At 60.0% G+C, this 21170-nt stretch carries 19 protein-coding genes; 5 read left to right on the top strand and 14 right to left on the bottom strand.

Annotated features, from left to right (window positions below; all coding sequences use genetic code 11):
- Positions 1-69 precede the first annotated feature (69 nt).
- The 4 genes from BM063_RS07915 (at position 70) to BM063_RS07900 (ending at position 5683) form a co-directional block, all read left to right on the top strand.
- Positions 70-1263, top strand: coding sequence for an amino acid deaminase/aldolase (locus BM063_RS07915; protein WP_092037674.1), 1194 nt, complete (start codon positions 70-72; stop codon positions 1261-1263).
- On the top strand, positions 1251-2591 hold the full coding sequence (locus BM063_RS07910; RefSeq protein ID WP_092037672.1) for a D-arabinono-1,4-lactone oxidase: 1341 nt from the start codon (positions 1251-1253) through the stop codon (positions 2589-2591). Before BM063_RS07915 ends, BM063_RS07910 begins: the two co-directional genes overlap by 13 nt.
- 102 nt (positions 2592-2693) lie before the next feature.
- Positions 2694-3038 carry a hypothetical protein gene (locus BM063_RS07905; RefSeq protein ID WP_143085276.1) on the top strand — a complete coding sequence of 115 codons (345 nt, stop codon included), beginning with the start codon at positions 2694-2696 and terminating at the stop codon, positions 3036-3038.
- A gap of 653 nt (positions 3039-3691) precedes the next feature.
- Positions 3692-5683 carry a glycoside hydrolase gene (locus tag BM063_RS07900; RefSeq protein ID WP_245752169.1) on the top strand — a complete coding sequence of 664 codons (1992 nt, stop codon included), beginning with the start codon at positions 3692-3694 and terminating at the stop codon, positions 5681-5683.
- A 76-nt stretch (positions 5684-5759) separates the two neighbouring features.
- On the opposite strand, the gene odhB is transcribed toward BM063_RS07900, so the two are convergent.
- The 13 genes from odhB to BM063_RS07830 all read right to left on the bottom strand — a co-directional run bounded on the left by odhB (position 5760) and on the right by BM063_RS07830 (position 19496).
- Positions 5760-7010 (bottom strand): 2-oxoglutarate dehydrogenase complex dihydrolipoyllysine-residue succinyltransferase, encoded by a 1251-nt coding sequence (gene odhB / locus BM063_RS07895; protein WP_092037668.1) that lies wholly within the window; start codon positions 7008-7010, stop codon positions 5760-5762.
- Positions 7007-9880, bottom strand: coding sequence for a 2-oxoglutarate dehydrogenase E1 component (locus BM063_RS07890; protein ID WP_092037666.1), 2874 nt, complete (start codon positions 9878-9880; stop codon positions 7007-7009). Before BM063_RS07890 ends, odhB begins: the two co-directional genes overlap by 4 nt.
- Before the next feature lie 18 nt (positions 9881-9898).
- Entirely contained in the window at positions 9899-10132 is a 234-nt protein-coding gene (locus BM063_RS07885) for a hypothetical protein (protein ID WP_092037664.1), read from the bottom strand.
- Between the two features lie 25 nt (positions 10133-10157).
- Positions 10158-10865: a hypothetical protein gene (locus BM063_RS07880; RefSeq protein WP_143085275.1), complete on the bottom strand. Its 708-nt coding sequence runs from the start codon at positions 10863-10865 to the stop codon at positions 10158-10160.
- 518 nt (positions 10866-11383) lie between these two features.
- Complete coding sequence (locus BM063_RS07870) at positions 11384-11647, bottom strand: YciI family protein (RefSeq protein ID WP_092037657.1); 264 nt, start codon at positions 11645-11647, stop codon at positions 11384-11386.
- 49 nt (positions 11648-11696) lie between these two features.
- Complete coding sequence (locus BM063_RS07865; protein WP_092037655.1) at positions 11697-12167, bottom strand: flavin reductase family protein; 471 nt, start codon at positions 12165-12167, stop codon at positions 11697-11699.
- Positions 12168-12386: 219 nt separating this feature from the next.
- A complete protein-coding gene (locus tag BM063_RS07860; protein WP_218154425.1) occupies positions 12387-12668 on the bottom strand; it encodes a ferredoxin family protein in 282 nt (93 codons plus the stop codon).
- Positions 12665-13972, bottom strand: coding sequence for an FAD-dependent oxidoreductase (locus BM063_RS07855; protein ID WP_092037653.1), 1308 nt, complete (start codon positions 13970-13972; stop codon positions 12665-12667). The genes BM063_RS07860 and BM063_RS07855 overlap by 4 nt, the downstream gene beginning before the upstream one ends.
- 155 nt (positions 13973-14127) lie before the next feature.
- A complete protein-coding gene (locus tag BM063_RS07850) occupies positions 14128-15180 on the bottom strand; it encodes an electron transfer flavoprotein subunit alpha/FixB family protein (RefSeq protein ID WP_092037651.1) in 1053 nt (350 codons plus the stop codon).
- Entirely contained in the window at positions 15177-16034 is an 858-nt protein-coding gene (locus BM063_RS07845) for an electron transfer flavoprotein subunit beta/FixA family protein (RefSeq protein WP_092037647.1), read from the bottom strand. The genes BM063_RS07850 and BM063_RS07845 overlap by 4 nt, the downstream gene beginning before the upstream one ends.
- 296 nt (positions 16035-16330) lie before the next feature.
- A complete protein-coding gene (locus tag BM063_RS07840) occupies positions 16331-17155 on the bottom strand; it encodes a carbohydrate ABC transporter permease (RefSeq protein ID WP_092037644.1) in 825 nt (274 codons plus the stop codon).
- Positions 17155-18069 carry a carbohydrate ABC transporter permease gene (locus tag BM063_RS07835; protein ID WP_245752165.1) on the bottom strand — a complete coding sequence of 305 codons (915 nt, stop codon included), beginning with the start codon at positions 18067-18069 and terminating at the stop codon, positions 17155-17157. Before BM063_RS07835 ends, BM063_RS07840 begins: the two co-directional genes overlap by 1 nt.
- A 134-nt stretch (positions 18070-18203) precedes the next feature.
- Complete coding sequence (locus BM063_RS07830; RefSeq protein ID WP_092037635.1) at positions 18204-19496, bottom strand: ABC transporter substrate-binding protein; 1293 nt, start codon at positions 19494-19496, stop codon at positions 18204-18206.
- 237 nt (positions 19497-19733) lie between these two features.
- Between BM063_RS07830 and BM063_RS07825 the strand changes: the two genes are divergently transcribed.
- Positions 19734-20519 (top strand): VOC family protein, encoded by a 786-nt coding sequence (locus BM063_RS07825; protein WP_092037632.1) that lies wholly within the window; start codon positions 19734-19736, stop codon positions 20517-20519.
- 439 nt (positions 20520-20958) lie between these two features.
- Here BM063_RS07825 and BM063_RS07820 read toward each other — a convergent pair.
- On the bottom strand, positions 20959-21170 hold a 212-nt coding region (locus tag BM063_RS07820; protein ID WP_177199047.1), incomplete at its 5' end, for a transposase.

The raw sequence follows: 21170 nt of genomic DNA, 5'->3' as shown, positions 1-21170 counted from the left end.
TATTTTTGGAATTGAACGACACATGGGAACATTTCGCCTGGGAAATTTGGAGGTTTGGGAGGATACGACATGATCAAACGGGATTACGAGACCTACCGCCGCGCCTTTGAAGGCGTCCCCAAACCCTTTGCCTATCTCGACCTGGATCTCCTTTCGGAAAACATCCGCAGCATCGCCGAAAAGTGCGGCGATAAAACTCTCCGCCTCGCCAGCAAATCCCTGCGAAGCGTCCGGGTGATCCAGTTCGTGCTCCAAGCCTCCGACCGCTTCCGGGGCGTCATGTGTTTCACCGTCCCCGAAGCGCTGTATCTCGCCGAACAGGGACTGGACGATCTGCTCGTCGGTTATCCCGCCTGGGAGCCGGAGCACCTCCGGCAGGCGGCGCGCAAGATCGCGGACGGCCGCCGGATCACCCTGATGGCGGACTCGGCGGAGCATATCGACCACCTGGAGGCGATCGCCCGGGAAACGGGGGTGCGCATCCCCGTCTGCCTGGACATCGACATGTCCGTCTCCTACCCCGGCCTCCACTTCGGCGTCCGGCGATCCCCCCTCCGGACCAAGGAGGAGACGCTGGCGCTGGCCCGCCGCATCGCCTCTTCACCCCATCTCCTGCTGGACGGGCTGATGGGTTACGAGGCTCAGATCGCCGGGGTGGGCGACCGCTATCCGGGCGCTTGGGCCAGAAATCTCCTTGTCCGCCTGCTCAAACGGCACTCCGTCCGGGTCGTGGCGGAGCGGCGGGCGGAAATGGTTCAGGCCGTCCGCGAGCTGGGAATCCCCCTCCGCTTCGTCAACGGAGGCGGGACGGGAAGCCTCGCCACCACCGCCCGGGACCCGTCGGTGACGGAGGTGACCGTGGGGTCGGGACTTTATGCTCCGGTCTTGTTCGATTATTACCGGGATTTCCGGTACCAGCCCGCCGCGGGTTTCGCCATCGAGATCGTCCGCAGGCCCCGTCCCGGCGTCTACACCTGCGCGGGAGGCGGTTACGTGGCCTCCGGCGCCGCCGGCCGCGACAAACTGCCGATGCCTTACCTGCCGGAGGGAACCCGCCTGCTCCCGCTGGAAGGCGCCGGCGAGGTCCAGACGCCCGTCCGCTACGAGGGACCGGTTGCCCTGAATCTGGGGGATCCGGTCTTCCTGCGCCACGCCAAGGCCGGGGAATTGTGCGAGCGCTTCGACCGGCTCCACCTGTTTTCGGAGGGACGGATCGTCGGGGAAGCCACCACGTACCGCGGAGACGGGAGGTGTTTTCTGTGAGGCGGAGAGAGTGGAAAAACTGGTCCGGTTCCGCCCGCTTTCGGCCGAAGCGCATCCTTTATCCGGCTTCCGTGGAGGAGGTGGCCGGGATCATCCGGCAGGCCGCCGACGAAAACAAATCGATCCGCGTCGTCGGTTCGGGCCATTCCTTCACGCCCCTAGTCGAAACAAACGGCATCCTTCTCTCCCTCGACCGGTTTCGCGGTTTGGAAGCGGTGGACAAAGAGCGCCGGCTCGTCACGGTCCGGGCCGGAACCAAACTGAAGGAGCTGGGGGAGCTCCTCCACGGGCACGGCTTGGCCCAGGAAAACCTGGGGGACATCAATGCCCAGTCCATCGCGGGGGCGATCAGCACCGGCACCCACGGCACCGGGACGGACTTCGGCATTCTGTCCACACAGGTGGCCGCCCTCACCCTCGTCAACGCAAGGGGGGAGGTGGTCGAATGCTCCCCGGACCGAAATCCGCAGCTGTTCAAGGCGGCGCAGGTTTCCCTCGGCGCCCTGGGGGTGATCGTCCGCGTCACGCTGCGGGTGCTTCCCCGGTACCGGCTCCATTACCGGAGCGGACGGATGCCCCTCGAGGACTGCCTGAACCGCCTGGACCGCTACCGCCGCGAACACCGCCACTTCGAATTTTACTGGTTTCCCCACACGGATCTCGTCCAGGTGAAATTCATGGATGAAACCGATCGGGCGGCCTCCGCCGGCGGACTCTGGAGCCGCTTCAGCAAACTTTTCCTCGAAAACGGCGCCTTTTGGCTCCTTTCGGAGACCGCCCGCCGCTTTCCCCGGTTGTGCCCCTCCATCAGCCGCCTGTCCGCCCGGGGAGTGCCCACGGTGGAAGAGGTGGGGGACAGCCACCGGCTGTTCGCGACGCCCCGCCTGGTCCGCTTCAACGAGATGGAGTACGCCCTTCCGGCGGAGAAGCTGCCGGAGGCTGTGCGGGAGATCCGGGAAACCATCCGGCGCCGCCGGTTTGCCGTCCATTTCCCCATCGAGTGCCGGTACGTCAAGGGGGACGACATCTGGCTCAGTCCCGCCTATGGCCGGGACACGGCCTTCATCGCGGTGCACATGTACCGGGGAATGCCCCATGAAGCCTATTTCTCCGCGATGGAGGCGATCTTCCGCCGCCACGGGGGCCGCCCCCACTGGGGCAAGATGCACTCGCTGACCGCCGAGGAGCTGAGCCGCCTCTATCCCCGGTGGAACGATTTTTGCCGGATCCGCGACGAGCAGGATCCCGAGGGACGCTTCCTCAACGCCCACCTGCGTGCCCTGTTCGGCGTGCCTTCCAGGCAGGCGGTGGAGTCCGCGACGCGATAGCGCAAGCAGGCACACCGCGCTTGTCATGCCCAAGGAAAGGCAACCTTCGGCGCAATAAACCGGAACATGCGTCCATTCGACCTCTTTAAGCAAGCCCGCCGAATGGAAAAGATCTCTTCCGCAGCGTTCCAAGACCTGCATCAAAAGGGTCCGACGGCTCCTTTGTTGTTTGAACACGGCAACAAAGCCCGCAACCGGCGGGCCTTCAGGTTCTTTTGCCCTTATCTTGAACGGGCTTCGTTTGATATCGCATCCCTTGGTGCCGCAGAGCCCGCCTTTTCCCCCGGCCTGGACCGGGATGCCAAAATGCCGCCTCAACCGGCGGCAAACTTTTTCGGCTCCCGCAGCCAGCACATAGGAAAATTTCCCATCGCCGCACAAGGCAATGGTCGGGATGATTGCTTCAGCGGATGGCTTCAGCCGTCGTTCACCGAATGGGCAAAATGAGACCGATTTCAAACCGGTACATGACGCGGGAAGATGGATGCGGAGATCCCCTCTTATGGATTGAAAACCCCGTTTCAGCGAAGAGGTGACGACTTGGATGATAAACCTCGCCGGATACTGTCCTCGTCCCCCATGTCGAGTTCTTCAGCAGCCCAAGGGCTGTTCCTGAAACGACATCCAATGTGCAAGATCGGTCCAAGTGCCCAGGGCGCGCTGGATGGAACGGAAACGGCGCTTGACCTCCATGTTCCAACGGCCCCCGTGGGGTCCGGAAAAAGTCCGCCGCCGGATATTTTTTCGCCGCGGGCGATTTAGTGATCCGGCTGGGTGCTTCCTTGCGGGAATCAGCAACGGTAAGGTCCGACAGGAAAGACCGGCCATTCCCTTTTTGCCTCTTCAGGGGAAGGATATCCCGTGTCCCATAAATGGAATGAGGGTCAAGGATCGAGGATACAAACTCGCTGTGACGGCGGAGCCGTCTTGTACCAAAAAACCCCACGGAGCGCCCCAATGATGATCATTATTTGACAGCTCTTCCGGTAAATAATAAAATCAATAATTAGAAAATTAATTCTTTTCCTCATTCGTTTAAACTACCATACTAGTATGCATCCCGGCCCCCGTCGGATCCCATTGACAAGGAGAGGATGGATATGCTCCGAAAGCCCTTTGCCCCGCTGCTCGTTGCGTTGCTCTGCTTGTTTATCGTCATCGGCGCGTCGGCTTCCGCCGCGGCTCACACCCCCGCCCTTCCCCGCGGCGTCTCCACGATCGACTGGAATGCGGAGAGGCAGGTGATCGACGGATTCGGCGGATCTTTCGCCTTTCACAAAGGCGGCTCCATCATGCGCCTGGACGAGCCGGTCCGGACGCAAATCTTAGACATGATCTTCAGCCGGGAAAAGGGAATCGGGCTGAGCATCGTCCGCAATGTGATCGGTGACGGCGGGATCGAGGAATGGGGCGATCCTCACTACGACGGCCCAAGTGAAACCATCATGCCCGAGCCGGACAAATTCGTCTGGGACGATGAAGATTGGGACAAGGATTCCTTCGACCGGTATCAGATCTGGATCATGAACGAAGCGAAAAAGAGGGGCGTAAGGACCTTTTTCAGCACCGCATGGAGCCCTCCGGCCTGGATGAAGAAAAACCGCAGCGTGATCGACACCGGCGGCGATCCTCCGAACAAGCTCGATAAATCGATGTATCGGAAATACGCCGAATACCTGGCCGCTTATGTGAAGGGTTACAAGGAACACTTCGGCATCGACATCACGCACATCTCCCCCGCCAATGAACCGGAGGTGTCAACCCTGTATTCCAGCTGTCTCTGGACGCCGGAGGAACTGAACCTCTTCGTCCGCGATTATTTGGCTCCCACCTTCAAGGAAAAAGGCGTTTCCGCCAAAATCGTTCTGGGTGAGTCGATGAAGTTTTCGGAGGAATACGCGCTTCCCGCCTTGACGGATCCGAAAACCGCCCCCGCGGTGGACGTGGTCGCCGCCCACGCCTACCAGGGATTGCTCGCCGGCGATACGATGCCGGATCCCGACGCCTTTGCCCGATCGAAGGAACTGGGAAAAACGATCTGGCAGACGGAATACATGAACCAGGGCGAAGCGAAGCAAACCTTTGCGCACAACACCATCGAAGACGGCCTGAAATACGCCACCCTCATCGGAAACATGTTCGACGTCACCGGCGTGAGCGCCTATTTCTGGTGGTGGCCCGCCGCCAACAACGGCGCGGACGGTTCCGATTTGATCCGACTTTCCAACGACGGGTCGGATCAACGGGTCGCCCCCACGGAAAACAATCTGTTCCGCGTCTTCAAGCGATATTACGCCTTCGGCAATTACAGCCGCTTCATCCGGCCCGGTTACAAAAGGATCGAAGCGGACAAGCACCCGGCGGAGGATGTGCTGGTGACCGCCTACAAGGATCCGAAAACGGGCAATTTTGCCGTCGTAGCTGTAAACAACAGCCCGAAACCGCAAACCGTCACCTTTTATCTGAAGGGCTTTCCGAAAAATGTGCATTCCGTCGTGCCCTACCGCACTTCCGCCAGTGAAAATCTGAAGAAACTGGACGCGGTCAAGGTCAAAAAGCACCGCTTCACCGTGAACTTGAGGGAGAAAAGCGTGACCACCTTCATACCGGAGCAATTTGAACTCCCCGCGCTGCCGGAGCTGAAGGATGTGTTCTCCACCTACTATCCCCATGAAAATGACGGGCAGTCGGGAATCCGTCTGAAAAACACCCCGGAAGGCAAAGCGGCCGTGCCCCTGAAGGACGGCTCTTACATCCGGTACACCCGCGTCAATTTTGCCGACGGTTCCGCCAACGGACAAGCGCACATGCGCGGCATCTTAAGCATGCACGCCCGCGTCGCCTCCCGCGGGGGAGGAACGATCGAAGTCCGTCTGGACCATCCCGGGGGCAAAAAGGTGGGCACCATGCGGGTTCCGAAAGGGAAAGGCGCGGACAAGCGGTTCACTGTATCAACCATGATCGACACCAATGAAAAAGACGGAGCCTACGGCATCCACGATCTGTATCTCGTTTTCAAGGGCGGCAAAAGGCATGAGGGGCCCCTGTTCGACGTGAGCCGGTTCGAATTCAGCGACGAGATCGTGGAATAGCGCCGAAGTAAAAAGGAATCGGTCCTTCCCGGGACCGATTCCTTTTCGGCCATTTCCCGGTTTGAAATCCCGAAGCTCACCCCTCCAGCAGCAGCTGCTCCGGATCTTCTATCAATTCCTTCACCCGGACCAGGAAGCTGACCGCCTCCTTCCCGTCGATGATCCGGTGATCGTAAGAAAGGGCGAGATACATCATCGGCCGCACTTCCACCCGGTCATCCTCCACGGCCACCGGCCGCTTCTGAATCTTGTGCATGCCCAGGATCCCCACCTGGGGCGGGTTGAGAATGGGGGTGGAAGCGAGGGAGCCGAACACGCCGCCGTTGGTGATGGTGAAGGTGCCTCCCTGCAGCTCCTCCAGGGTGAGGGACCCGGACCGGGCCCTTTCGGCCAGGATGGCGATCCGGCGCTCGATCTCCGGGAAGCTGAGCCGGTCCGCATCCCGGACGACCGGAACGACGAGACCCTGATCCGTGGACACGGCGATGCCGATGTCGTAATACTTCTTGATCAGGATCTCCTCTCCCTGAATCTCCGCGTTGAGGAGGGGAAAGGCCTTTAGCGCCCCCACAACGGCCTTGGTGAAGAAGGACATGAACCCCAGCCCCACGTCATGCCGCTCCCGGAACCACTCTTTCCGGCGTCGCCGAATCTCCATGACGGCGCTCATGTCCACTTCGTTGAAGGTGGTGAGCATCGCCGTTGACTGCTTGGCTTCCAGAAGCCTGCGGGCGATGGTGAGGCGGCGGCGAGTCATCCGGACCCGCTCCACCGGCCGTTCCCCTTCCCCCGCCGGCAGCACCTTTGCCGGATCGGCGGGAGCCTCCCTTCCAGAAGGGGCTTCGGCCGAGTAGTTCCGAACATCCTCCGCTGTCACCCTTCCCCGGGGATCCCGGACGGATACCCGGCGCAGATCGATTCCCCGCTCCCGCGCCCACTTTCGCGCGGCGGGCGTGGCCACGGGGTAGCCGGCGGGAGATGGCCGGGCATCCTCTTCAGCTTCACCGCCTTCCTCCTCCCGGGGTTCCGGAGGCGGATCGGAAACCGGCTCCTCCGCTTTTTTCCCCGCCTCGGATTCCGCAGCCTCCCCGTCCGCTTCCCCGAGCAGGGCGATCGCCTCCCCCACGCGGACGGTCTCCCCCTCCCCCTTCAAGATTTTTTTCAAAACCCCGCTTTGTTCGGCGCTGATTTCCACATTCACCTTGTCGGTTTCCAGTTCCGCGACGACATCCCCTTCCCGAACGGCCTCTCCCTCCCGAACCACCCATTTGGAGATCGTTCCTTCAGTGATGGATTCCGCCAATTCCGGCACCTTGATTTCCATCATGTTTCGTTCCCTCCCGGTTTGGAAGCGGTGTGAGTCGGAGTCAAGCAAGTCGCTTCGTCGAGAATGCGCCGTTGTTCGATGTCGTGGAGCTTGGAGAAGCCCTCCGCCGGACTGGACCGCTCGGGACGACCGACATAGCGAACGGCTATTCCCGCAGGCGCCATGGCGCGCAACCGGGGTTCCGCATAGGTCCAGGCGCCCATGTTCCTCGGTTCTTCCTGGACCCAAACCATTTCCCGCAGTCGGGGAAAACGCCGCACCGCCCGGAGGATCTCCTCCTCCGGAAACGGATACAGCTGTTCCACCCGCACGAGATGCATCCGCTCCCCGGCTTGTTCGCCCTCCAACCTCTCTTCCAACTCCACGGCGATTTTCCCGCTCGCAAGGAGCAGCCGCTCCACGCGGTCGGCCCGATTCTCCCATCCCGGCCGTTCGATCACGCGTTGAAACCGTCCCTCCGTCAAATCCGTCAGGGGCGAGGCGGTTTGAGGATGGCGGAGCAGGCTTTTCGGCGTCATCAGGATCAGGGGCCGTTCGGCAGGTTTCCCCAGCAGCAGCGCCTGCCGGCGCAGCAGGTGAAAAATCTGGGAAGCCCGGGTCGGATTGGCCACCACCCAGTTGTTCTCCGCCGCCAGTTGCAAAAACCGCTCCAGACGGGCGCTGGAGTGCTCGGGCCCCTGGCCTTCGTAGCCGTGGGGCAGGAGCATCACCAGTCCGGACCGCTGCCCCCACTTGGCGCGGCCGGAAGAGAGAAACTGGTCGATGATCACCTGGGCGGCGTTGGCGAAATCGCCAAACTGCGCTTCCCACAGGACGAGGGTGTCGGTTGCGAACACGTCGTATCCGTACTCAAAACCCAATACGGAAGCTTCGGAAAGGGGGCTGTTGTATATGGCGAAGGAGGCCCGCGCCTGGCTGAGAAGGTGCAGGGGGGAATAGGAACGGCCCGTCTTCGGATCGTGCAGGACCAAGTGACGCTGGGCGAAGGTGCCCCGCTCCGTGTCCTGCCCGGACATGCGGATGGCAATCCCGTCCGTCAGGATGGTGGCAAAGGCCAAGGCTTCCGCCAGGGACCAATCCACCTTTCCCTCCTTCTCCAGAGCTTCGGCCCGGCGAAGAAGAATCCGCTCCAGTTTCGGATACCGGTGGAATCCCTCCGGCTTGCGCAGCAATTCCCGGTTGAGCCGGCGAAGGGTCTCCTCATCCACCGTCGTCTCCACCTCCGGCAGTGCCGGAACCGGAGCTTCTTTCTTCATGGCCGCCCATTCGTCGGGCGGATCCTCCTTCATCTTGCGGTAAGCCCGCCTCAGCCGTTCCTCCACCTCCCTTCTGGCTTTCTCCACTTCCTCCCGGGAAATCCGCCCCTCCTCCTCCAGCCGCCCGGCGTATTGTTCGGCCAGACTCGGATGTTTTTGAATCTGCTCGTACATCCGGGGTTGCGTCGCGACGGGGTCGTCCATTTCGTTGTGGCCGTAGCGCCGGTATCCCACCAGATCGATCAGGAAATCTTTCCGGAACCGGCAGCGGTACGTCCAGGCCAACCGGACGGCGGCCAGACAGGCCTCCGGATCGTCCGCGTTGACATGAACCACCGGAATTTCAAAGCCTTTGGCCAGATCGCCGGCGTAAGCGGTGGACCGGGCATCGGAACTTTCCGTGGTGAACCCCAGCTGGTTGTTGGCGATGATATGAATCGTCCCCCCCGTGGTGTAACCCCGGAGCCGGCTTAAGTTGAGGGTTTCGGCCACGATCCCCTCACCGGGAAAGGCCGCGTCTCCGTGGATCAGGATCGCCAAGGCGCGGCTCATGTCCTGTTTCGGAAAGCCGGGATGTTGGCGGTCTTCCTGGGCGGCGCGGGCATACCCCTCGACGACCGGATTCACAAATTCCAGATGGCTGGGATTGTTGGCGAGGGTGAGCCGGGCGTGGAGGATTTCCCTCCGGTCCGCCTCCTCCCATTCCCGCTCGGCGCCCAGGTGATACTTCACATCCCCTGTCCATCCGAAATTGATTCCCGCCGACCCCTCGGAGGGAACCCGCTCCTTGTCGGGGGCGTGATGAAATTCGGAAAAGATGACTTCATAGGGTTTGCCGAGCACGTGTGCCAATACGTTGAGCCGGCCCCGGTGGGCCATGCCGATCATGACATTTTTGACGCCGTCATGGACGCTCCGGCGGATCAATTCATCCAGCATCGGCACCAACACGTCGATACCTTCGATGGAGAACCGCTTTTGCCCCGGAAAGGTGCGGTGCAGAAACCGCTCGAATTCCTCCACCTCAATCAGCCGTTTCAACAGTCCGATCTGCTGATCCGGCGGCAAGAAGGGACGGATTCCCCCGGATTCCACCTGACGCTCCAGCCATTCCCGCTCTCGGGGATCATGCACATGGGAAAATTCGAAGGCCAGGGAACCGGTGTAAATCTCCCTGAGCTTCGCGATCGCTTCCAAACCCGTCCGCACGCCCGCGGGAGCTTCCGGCCAAATCCAGACGGCCCGCATCCGGCGGAGATCCTCCTCGGTGAGTCCGCAGGCGGCGGGATCGAGCCGGGGATCGGAAAGAATCTCCCTTTTCAGGGGATTGATCCGGGCCAGGCGGTGTCCGTAGGTGCGGATCCGCTGCGCCAGTTCCACGGCGGCCACCACCTTCCGGATCAGCGCCGGATCTCCCCGCTCCTCCCCGGAAACGTCCTCCGGCGGCGTCACGGGCGGCGGACCCAGGCGCTCAAAAAGCGTCCGGACGGACGCTTCAACCGAACGGGGATTCTCGACATAGCGTTCGTATTGCTCGACGAGATAAGCAAGATTGGCGCCGTGAAAATTCGTCCACTTTATGGACCCGAAGTTCCTCTCCACCCTTTGTCCCATCCCCTCAAACAGACTTCTTTACCTGTTTTTCCCTATTTCCGTTCCTTTAATCAACGAGGCGGCCGGAAAGCGGCGGGATGTTCTCCGGTCGTTCCCCTCTGGAAACGAAGGGAAGAAGAGGTGTGGAAGCTCCTCGGCGCGCGTATCCCGCACGAACCTTTCAAAAAAATAAAGGCCACCCGGCAGGTGGCGGAAGAAATCGGGGACCGGGAAAAAAGCGATGTTTCGCCCCGGCTTCAGCGCGGCCGACAAAGCTTTCCTTCCCGGCGTCACTTTATTATTCTCCATTTTCATCCGTCTTGAATTCCCCGTGAAAGGCCTGGGATGACGCCACTTCCTTGAGGGCGTAAGAGGCCGTTTCCCAGGCTTCCCATTCGTGTCGGCCGGGCACGCGGAAGTCCTCCGTCGAGGCCAGGCGACGGGCGCGGCGCGCCTCCTGCTCCAAACGGTGGGCCAGCTGATGGAAACGGGCCCGCACGTTCTTTTCCAGGGAGCCGTTTGACTGTTCCCGGCAGTACCACAAACAATTGGGGCACATCACCCATTTCAGCTCTCCGTCCACGTAAACGTCGGCGAACAGGGCTCCGGGATAAAAATGATCCGTCACCAGGCAAAAATCACAGGTCATTTCCTTGCGTCCCGTCATCAATCCCAGTTTGAGGCTCACCTGCTGCCGGACGCCCTCTTCCTCCACCTCCTTTTTTCTGAGGCGCTCAACAATGTGAAAAAAGCGCCCGATCCACTCCTTCACCTTCTCGTCCAGTTTCCCGTTCCACTTCGCGTTTCTGAAGCCGCTCAGCCAGTCGGAAAAAAGCTCCCTCGCCCGTTTCCTCCACGGCTCCTCCTTTTTTTCTTCTTTTTCCTCCTGATCCGCCGAAAGGACGGTCAACGCCGTCGACTCCTTCACCCCGCCCTGAAAGGGTTCGGGATCCGGATCCTTCCCGGGTTCATCCCCCAACTTCTCCATTTCCTCCCGGGGGATCATCCACTGCCCTCCTTTTTGCACACCTCGGATCGCGCCCTCGGAAAGGCGGCGCTTAAGATTTTCGATGCTCACCTTCATCGCCTGGGACACTTCCTCCAAGGTATAAAACATCTCCGCGCGGTCGGAAGCGCCGTTAGGATCCTTTTCCGGAGAGGAAGCCAAGGGACCCCGCTCCTTTCCATCTGCATCCCAATTTGGATTATTGTTCTTTTTACACCATTTCACCCGCAAATCCTCCGCCCTTTACAAAACAAGGCAAAAGAACCCGCTTTTCGACAGGATCCCTTGAAAAGCGCCCTCCCCGAACTCTTCCGGCCCCGGTTTCCACTGCCCCTTTCCGCCGCCTTTCGGCGCGCCCGCCCGTCGGCAAATAAAAAAACGCCGCAGGTGCGGCATTACGAAGCAGGTGATGCGCATATTCATATACCATGGAAGGTTGCTTTCCACAATCCCCTTCCGTACCAACAGGTTGAGCCGTCACCCGGCCTCCGGGGCCCCGGTGACGGCGATTTTCTTTTTCAACCCCGGACCATCTTCCATTCGTGCAGTTCCAACCGGCGGACCCCCTCCACCACATACGGGTCCTTTTCCGCCATGCTTTTGGCCTCTTCCAGGGAGTCGGCGATATAGATCACCATTCCCCCCGCCCCGTCGGCAAAGGGCCCCATCGCGAAAATCTTCCCCTGCTCCTTCAGGGACTCCAGATAGGCCAGATGCTGCGGGCGGAATTTCTGATTGAGTTCCGGCTTTTCCATGTGCAAAATGGCCGCAAAATAAGCCATGTTCAGCGCTCCTCCCATCCAGAATCATGCCCGCCTGCGACGCTCCGTCTCACTTTCCGGCATCCGAAGAGATGGGAAAGAAGTTCCCCCGGAAAAAGCCCAGGGCATCGCCCTCATCGTATTGGTAGTGCTTCACTTCGCCCAGATACAGCACATGATCGCCGCCGTCGTAAGCCTTCCAGGGAACGCATTGGATGGTGGCGAGAGCATCGGCCAGATAGGGGGCATAATCGCCCTCTTTCCATCGGATCTCCAGACCTTCCCGGGGCTTGCCCGCGAAATGAAGGGCGAGGTCCTGCTGGTTTCCGCGGAGGATGTTGACGGCAAAGGCGTTGTCGCGCATGTAAGCGCAGGATTTGATTTTCCGGTTGACCGAAACCAGGACCAGAGGAGGTTCAAGAGACACCGAAGTGAAGGAATTGGCGGTGAATCCGTGTTTGCCATGATCGGTGTTGAAGGTCACCACGGTCACACCGGTGGCGAAGGTTCCCAAGCAATTGCGGTAATCCCGAAGATCCATCCGTTTCCCTCCCCACTGATGGCGCATTCGCCTTCTTGGCAAATCTTGATCCCATTATACCGGAAAAATCCGTCCCCCATCCATTTCGCGGCCGACCATAAAACAACCCTGTCCCGCGTCAGACAGGGTGAAAGCTCCATACACCCGAAAAGGTGTGCCGCAGCATTCAGCCCCCGCGGCACACCCCTTCCATCCTCCGGGGGGAGTCCCCGCTGGTTTTTATCCGTATTTATACGTGATGCCATAACCGCCCTTCGGATACACCCAGTGGATGTTGTAATAGGGACAGCCGATCCGGCAGGTCCCGCACTCGATGCAGTTTTCAAAGGCCACCGTGGTCATTTCGCCGGTCCATTCGTAGACATCCGCCGGGCAGAAATGGGTGCACTCCTTGGTTTCGCACTTCCGGCACACCTCCTGATCCTTGATGATCAGGTGGGACTGTTCATCCACTTTGTACCGGATGGTGAACAACCGATCGGCGATTTTCATTTCACTCATCCGTTCATCGCCCTCCATCCTTTAATCCCCAGTCTGGCGAGCCCCCAGACCCCGCCGGCAGCCTCCTTCAGGTATTGGAACATCTTCTTCTGTTTCTCGCCCTTGGGAACCCCGTCCACGAGGAACAGTTCATAGAAGGCCTGATTGGCCGCCTGCGGCAGGCGATTGAAGAGAAGGTCGGGATCCTCCTCCATCAGGAATTCGTGCATGCCCTTGTATTTGACGAGGTCCTTTCGGATGAAGGATTGGCGAACCTTCTCGTCGTACAGGCTGAGGGTCTCCCGGGAGAAATCTCCGCGCTTCTTCGCCTCGATCACCGCCTCCGCGGCATATTTGCCCGACATCATCGCCAGGTTGGATCCTTCCCGATGCACAAAGTTGACCAACTGCGCGGCGTCCCCCGTGATGCACCAACCGTTTCCGCTGAGCTGCGGGACCGAATTCCAACCGCCTTCGGGGATCAAGTGTCCGGAATATTCCTTCACTTCCCCACCCTCGATGAGGCGCCGGATCATCGGGTGTTTCTTGACATGGTCCAAAATCTCGTAGGGCTTGATCTTATTCTTTTTGAGATGGTTCACCATGATGCCGATGCCCAGGGAAAGGGTGTCCTTGTTCGTGTAGAGAAAGCCCAGCCCGGCCATCCCGAGGGAGGTTTTGCCCATAAATTCGATGGTGACCCCCTCGTCCTTCTCCAGGTTGAACCGGTCCTCGATCTTTTCCCGGGGGAGAGCGATCACCTCTTTGACCGCCAGTGAAACCTCGTCCGGCCTCCACTCCCGGTGGATGCCCAGGGATTTCCCCAAAAGCGAGTTCACCCCGTCGGCGATGATCACCGCATCGGCGTACAGATCCCCGTCTTCACGGTCCGTGCGGACGCCGATCACCCGGTCCCCTTCGGTGATCAACTCGGTCGCCACGGTCGAATAGATGGGCAGGGCTCCGGCTTCCACCGCCTGATCGGCGAACCATTGGTCAAATTTGACGCGCAGAGCCGTCCAGCAGTTGGGCGGTTCCTTGAACGCTTCATTGCGGTGACTCAGGGTGACGGCCGACTCTTCTCCCATCAGCCAAATCCGCTGTTCGACGATCCGCCGTTCCACCGGCGCCTTCTTCCACTTGTCCGGAAGGATGTCCTCCAGCTGTTTCCGATACAATACGCCGCCGAACAAGTTTTTGGCACCCGGAAATTCGCCCCGTTCCAGGAGCACCACCGAAAGTCCCGCCTTGGCCATCGTATAGGCGGCGGCGCTGCCGGCGGGTCCGGCCCCCACCACGATAGCGTCAAATTTTTCCTGAGCCATCCTCTCCGCCTCCTCCGTTCCCTGTGGTCTTCCGTCCATGAAATCCTGCCGTTTCAAAGACTGATGAAGCTCGTCGGGCGCCGGAGGGGCGCCTCGGCCTTGCGCCTCATGCTGCGCCTCCGCGCCACCCCCGGCGGTGCGACTTGCGGCCGACATCAAGTTTCGACCGTTGCAAGTCCCCTGCGCTTTTTCACTTCCTCGATCATCGCCGGAACGATCTCGGCCCAGTCACCCACCACCCCATAGTGGGCCACCTTGAAGATGGGAGCGTTCGGATCCTTGTTGATCGCCACGATGACATCGGAATTCTGCATCCCCACCACATGTTGGACGGCGCCGGAAATCCCGACGGCGATGTACAGCTTGGGCCGAACGGTGTGGCCCGTCTGCCCCACCTGGTGGTCGTGGCTGATCCATCCCGCTTCCACCACGGCACGGCTCGCCCCGACCTCGCCGCCCAGGGCATCCGCCAACTCCTTGAGCACCTTGAAACCTTCGGGGCCGCCCAGTCCACGACCGCCGGCCACGATCACGGAGGCGTCCTCCAGGTTCACCCGCTGTTCATCCTGAATAAAGTCGATCACCCGGGCGGCCACATCTTCTTCCTTCACGGGACATGGGAAGGGGATCATCTCTCCCTGGCGGGAAGGATCCCTCGGCAGGGCGTCGAACACCCCCGGCCGCGCCGTCGCCATCTGCGGGCGATATTTTTTGCACAGGATCGTCGCCACCATCTTTTCCGAGAAGGCCGGACGGCTGGCGAGAAGCAGCCGGCTTGGCGGGGGCTCCACGTCCAGCATCGTGCAATCGGCGGTCAGTCCCGTCGGAAGGTGCGTCGCAATCGCCCCGGCCAAATCCCGCCCGGTATAGGTGGCGCCGAACAGGACGATCTCCGGCTTGATTTTGCGGAACAACTCCAGGCAGACCCGGCTGTAGGGATAGGTGCGGTAATGCTTCAGCACCGGATCGTCGGCGATGTACACCTTGTCCGCCCCGTAATACACCGCCTCCCGAGCCAGGTGCTCGACGTCGTGCCCCATCACCAGCGCGAGGGTGTCCACCTCCAGCTTTTGGGCCAACTTCCGTCCGATCCCCAACAGCTGCCAGGAAACCGGCTTGGCTTTCCCGTCCCGTTGTTCAACGACCACCAGCACGCCCCGGTACTCGGACCAGTCGGGTTCAGCGTTTTGTTTGATTTTTTCCGTCATTGGGCGACCTCCTCCCTCTCCTCAACCCAGCCGAGCTTCTCCGGCAGTTCGGTCTCCCACAGCTTGTCGACCAACTTCTTGGCCGTCTCTTCCGGAGACGCCTTCTCCAGGATCTCGCCGTCAACCGGCTTTTGCTCGGGGACCCACGATTTGGCGACGATGGTCGGCGACCCCCTGAGCCCGATATTGTTCATGTCGATATCCGGGAAATCCTTGACCGACCAGACGATGGGCTTGTAACGGGCCGCCCGGATCATTCCGGGCAAACTGGCCCGGCGGACCTTGTTCAATTCCTGAAGCGCCGTGATCAGCGCGGGCAATTTCGTCTCCACCACTTCCACGCCGTCCTCCAGATGGCGATGGACGGTGATCCGCCGCTTCTCGGGGTCCAGATTCACCACCTTCTCGACATAGGTGAGCTGCTCCAGATTCAACCGGCAGGCGATTCCCGGTCCGACCTGTCCCGTGTCTCCGTCCAGGGTTTGCTTGCCGCAGAACACCAGGTCGACGGGACCGAATTGATCCGCCGCCTTCTGGATCGCCTTGGCCAGCACATAGGAAGTGGCCAGCGTATCCGCCCCGGCGAACTTCCGGTCCGTCACCAGGATCGCCTCGTCCGCCCCGAGGGAAATGCATTCCTTCAACGCCTTTTCGGCGGGCGGCGGACCCATGGTGATCACGGTGATGCGGGCGCCGTACCGGTCCTTGATGCGAAGGGCTTCCTCCAATCCGTGCATGTCGTAGAAATTGGCGATGGCAGGCACTCCCTGACGGATGAGCGTGTTCGTCTTGGGATCGATCCGTATCTCACGGCTGTCGGGAACCTGTTTGACACAGACGACGATATGCAGCATCTCCCTGACTCCTCCCCCTCCCGGTCCAATTGAAGCCCATGGACGCAAAGTTTGTTCAATCTGTCACATGCTAATTATATCAGAAATTTCTGCAGTCAAAAAGGGCAAAAAATCACTGGGTCAGGGGTTTTCGTAAAATGTTCACCTTCTTTCAAAGGCCACCGAACCGGGAAACCTGACCCGTCATGAAAATTCCACCGGTCGGCGAGGATCAAACATCTTCGGCCAGCGGTGAAAAAATCGCCGGAGGAAAACCGCGGGCAGGACCCCTTCGGTCTCCGCCGGACGACGGCGGCTCATCCCTTCAGCGAACCGGCCAGGAGGCCGCGGATGAAGTACCTGCCCAGAAAAATATACACCAGCAGGGTGGGCAGCGCGGCGAGCAGGGCGCCGGCCATCTGCACGTTCCACTGCACGATCTGGCTGCCCGAGAGGTTTTGCAGGGCAACCATGACCGGCTGCTGGGTGGAAGTGGTCATCGTGACGGCAAAAAGAAATTCGTTCCACACCTGGGTAAACTCCCAGATGCCCACCACCACAAAACCGGACAGGGACAGGGGCAGGATGATCCGCCGGTAAATGCCCAACATTCCGCAACCGTCAATCTTGGCCGCCTCCAGGATCTCCGTCGGAATCCCCGCGTAAAAATTGCGGAAGATCAGGGTGGCGATCGGAATCCCGTACACCACGTGAATCAGGATCAAGCCGGGGATCGAGTTGTACAGGCCGATGCCCTGCATGAACTGGATCAAGGGAATCAGGATGCTTTGGTAAGGAATGAACATGCCGAACAACAGCAGGGTGAACAGCGTGTCGGCGCCGCGGAAGCGCCATTTGGACAGGACATATCCGTTCAGCGATCCCAGAAGGGCCGTGAAAAGGGTGGCCGGAATCGTCAGATACAGGCTGTTGAGCAGGTGCGGGGCCAGCTTCTCGTAGGCGGTCGCATAGCTTGCCAGATCGAAGGAGGAGGGCAGATCCCACATGCGGTCGAGGGTGGCTTCCTCCATCCCCTTGAAGCTGGTGACCGCCATGACGTAAACGGGTGTCAGATAAAACAGGGAGAGGGACAGCAGGATCAGATAGAGCAGCAGCCGCAAAACCCGGCGTGCGATGGGCATCACTCCACCCCCCTGCGCAGGTTGCTCCAAAGATAAGGAACGATCAGGGCGGACACCAGAAGCAGCATGATCACCGCGATGGCGGCCCCCTGGGCGTAGTGGTTCCCCCGGAAGGTGGTCTCAAACATGTACACCCCCGGCATGTCCGTCACAAACATCGCCCCGGGGCCCGTCATCGCATAGATCAGATCGAAGATCTTCAGGGAAATGTGCCCCAGGATGATGACGACGCTCCAGGTGATCGGTCGGAGCTGGGGCAGGACCACCTTGTGGAGCACCTGCCATTCATTGGCCCCGTCCACCCGGGCCGCCTCCCGCAGTTCCTCGGGAATCGCCCGCAGGCCCGCCAGGTACATGGCCATCGCAAAGCCGGACAGCTGCCAGACGGCGGCGATCACCACGGCGATCAGCGCCAGGGGGATTCCGAAGGAAATTTGACCCCACTCCACGCCGGGAATCACCCGGGTGTCCACGTACCACTGGGGAAGCTTCTCCAATCCCCACTCCTTCAGAAGCAGGTTGACCCCCGTGGAAGGGTTGAAGATCCACTGCCACACCACACCCGTCACGATGAAGGACAAGGCCATGGGAAAGATGAAAATATTGCGAAACACGGACTCGCCGCGGATTCGGCGGTCCAGCATAACCGCCAAGAAAAGGCCCAACCCCGTCGACAGGACGATGAAGAGCACCGTGAACACGAGCGTGTTGCGCAAATCCGCCTGGAAGCGGAGATCACCAAACAGGTACAGATAGTTTTTCAGCCCCGCCCAGGACCAATCGGGAACCAGGGTGTTCCATTCCGTGAAGGAAACGGCCCCCGTCCAGCCGATAAATCCGTAAACGAAGACGGCGATTGCCAAGAAAGAGGGAAGCACCAGCAAAAACGACATCCACTGTTCCTTTCGCCTCATCCCATTGCTCCTTCTCCGGTGAATTGGATCAAATCGTCGAAAGGGGCGCATTGCAACGCCATCGCGCGTCACAACCGCCCCTGCTTGACCTCAGGCAAGCGGACACGCCGGCCGAGAGGCGAAATGAACCTTTCTCACTTTCCGATCCCGCTGGATGTGGCCGCCTGTTTCAGGGCACCCGCGGCCTGGTCCACGTCCCCCTGGGTGACGAAGGTGTTGATGATCTTGTTCGCCTCCGTCAGGAATCCTTCCGCAGCCGCGGAACCGTGGGCCAAACTGGGCGTCAGCCGATTGTTCTTGAAGTCCTCGATGGTCTGTTTGCCGTATTCGTCGTATTTGTTCACATCCGCATCCACCCGGGCGGGGATCGATCCCTTCAGCGGATTGAACACGTCCTGCCCCTCGACGGAGCCCAGCACCTTGAGGAAAGCCTTGGTCGCTTCGGGATTTTTGGCCCCCTTGGGCAGACCGAAGGTGTCCGTGATCACCATGAAGGTGCCCTCGGTCTCCGGAGTCGGAGCCCAGCCGAAATCCTTGTTCGGTTTCAATTTCAGATCGGTGGTGAAGTAGCCCTTCACCCAATCCCCCATCACGTTCATCGCCGCTTCGCCCTTGGCCACCATCTGGGCGGCGTCCTGCCAGTTGCGGGCGGCGTGGTCGCTGTTGGTGTACCGGAGCATCCGCTTGAAGGTTTCAAGGGCCTTCTTCACCTTGGGATCATCGAAGGCCAGCTCCCCGCTCCACACCTTGTTGTAGTCCTCCGGCCCCAGGGTCCCGAGGAGAACCGTCTCAAACAAGTGGGTGGCCGTCCAAGGCTCCTTGTCCCCCAGCGCCAGGGGAGTGACGCCCTTTTTCTTCAGCTTTTCGGCCACGTCGAAAAACTCGTCAAAGGTCTTGGGCGGCTTCAGCCCGTTTTCTTCGAAAATCTTCTTGTTGTACCACAGGACATTGCCCCGGTGAATGTTGACCGGAACGGAATAGATGTTGCCGTCCTTGCTGACCAGCTCGATGAGCTCCTCGGGAAACTTATCCATCCACCCCTCTTCTTCGTACAAATCGTTCAGGGGCTCCATCTTTCCGGCCGCCACCCATCCCTCGTTCAGCTCGGCTCCTCCGTGCACCTGGAAGGTGTCCGGCGGATCATTCCCCTGCATGCGGGTGGCCAACGTCGCCTTGGCGTTGGTGCCCGCTCCACCGGCCACGGCGGCGTTGATCACTTCAATGTCGGGATGCTTTTCCTTGAACAAATCGATCAGGGCATGGAGCCCGGCTTCCTCCCCCGCACCGGTCCACCAGCTGAAAATCTCCACCTGCTTGTTGTCCCCGCCGCCGTCGGCGCTCTGCCCGCCGGAACCGCAAGCGGCGAGCACCAAGACCAAGGCGATCATCACCGAAATGTTCCGCTTCTTTCGCCAGGGGCGTCCCATCCATCCCAACTCCTTCCGTCATCGAACGTTTGACTCCCGGAAAACCCGCGGCTTCGCCGGCAAAATTGAGTCTATCCTCTAGATATTATAAATCATTTGAATTCAAAGGAATAGCATCCCAATGCCGTCTTCGCGAAAAAGAAAAACGGACAATGTCCAGGATTTTCTGGGCAAGGGGGAAAAGCGCGTGTATGATTAATCTGCGCAAATTTAAATACATTCAGGAGGCCAAAAACATTGATCACGCACTTTGCCGAATTGCGTCTTCCCACTGTCTCCATCAGCGGAACCAAGCAAGTATACCACCAGCGGCTGGGCCTTCCCGTCGCCGATGAATCTTCCGATCAAATCTCCTTTTCTCTGACGGCCTTTGCCCGTTTGTCTTTTTTCCTGTCGGACAAGCCCCTTGCACCGGTTCACTTTGCCATTCAAGTGCCCTACTCCCGCTTTTACGAGTCCGCCGACCTCGTCCGGCGGTCCGGGCTGCTGATTGCCGCCTGGCCCGACGGCCGTGAAATCGACGAAACCCCGATCCGGCGCAATCTCTACTTCCGGGACGGGGACGGAAATCTGGTCGAGCTCATCGCCCATTCCTATGTTCCCGAAGATGTAATCCCGGCGCACGGGCCGCTCAACGCGCTGTATCTGCGGGAAATCGGGTTCCCGGTACAGAGCGTGCCCCGGTTTCGGTCATGGCTCGAAACGGAGCTCGGCTTCCGTTCCAAGGATCCCAGCGAGCAGTTCTCCTTCGTCATCAGTGGGACGGCCCACGCCGTGACGGTCGACAGAAACCGCCCGTGGATCCCGATCGCCATGCGGGCGCTGAAGCCCGACATGCACGTGGTGCTGGGAACGCCCGACGAAGACTTTTTCTCCCGCCTCTCTTCCCGGTTTGGCAGGGACGGCGGAGGGAATCGGACGGAAGTTTCGCTGGAGAAGGACGGTTACCGCCTATCCGTCCGGCTCACATCGGACTTCGCCGCGGACACGGTCCGGCGTCTGAATCTGCCGCAGGGCGACTGAATGCGAAAACGGCAAATCGCAAAAGAAGATGAAAGGAAAAGATCGACGAGGCTTCGGATCGTCCGAAAGGTCCTCGGCCCGCAGAAGCGTTAAGACGTCGCATCGAAAGCAACCGAGTCACCACACAGCCGAATGGCGGGGTCTCCAATCCACGGCCGTCGCAGCGGACTTGGAACGATGCCGCGTCGCCCGGAAAGGCGGCCCGGCGCGGTCCATTCCGGGGGGGATGACCGGTTGCCGGGTTTCGGCGCATGCGGCGGAAAGGGGGAGCCAGGCCGGGGGACGACGGCCTTCCCGCGCGAAAATTTCACAGATAACAAGGGAAGTGCCGCCTTTAATCGGCGGCACTTCCCCGAGATTGATGACAAACCCCCTGGCTCTTTTCGCAAGAAAAGCGCCAGGGGTTGCATGTTTATGGGGAATAAACAGATAAAGGAAATTAGATTTGGTAAATTAGGCGGATCACAAAGCCTTTTCCTCTCTTCGAGAGGAGCAAGGCCATTTTTTTGATGTTTTGAGCCACGGCAATAAGGAGGCATTGCTCTCTGACTTTGGCAAGCCCCCTGTAGCGTGCATAACGAAGCCCATGAAGTTCTTTGGCGTCAGCGAAGCTGCGCTCAATGGTCTGACTCCGTCGTTTATACAGTTGTT

Source organism: Planifilum fulgidum (genome assembly GCF_900113175.1).
GTDB classification, from domain to species: Bacteria; Bacillota; Bacilli; order Thermoactinomycetales; family DSM-44946; genus Planifilum; species Planifilum fulgidum.
The sequence above is the reverse complement of the archived record's forward strand: the minus strand, read 5'-3'. Positions and strand labels throughout refer to the sequence as shown.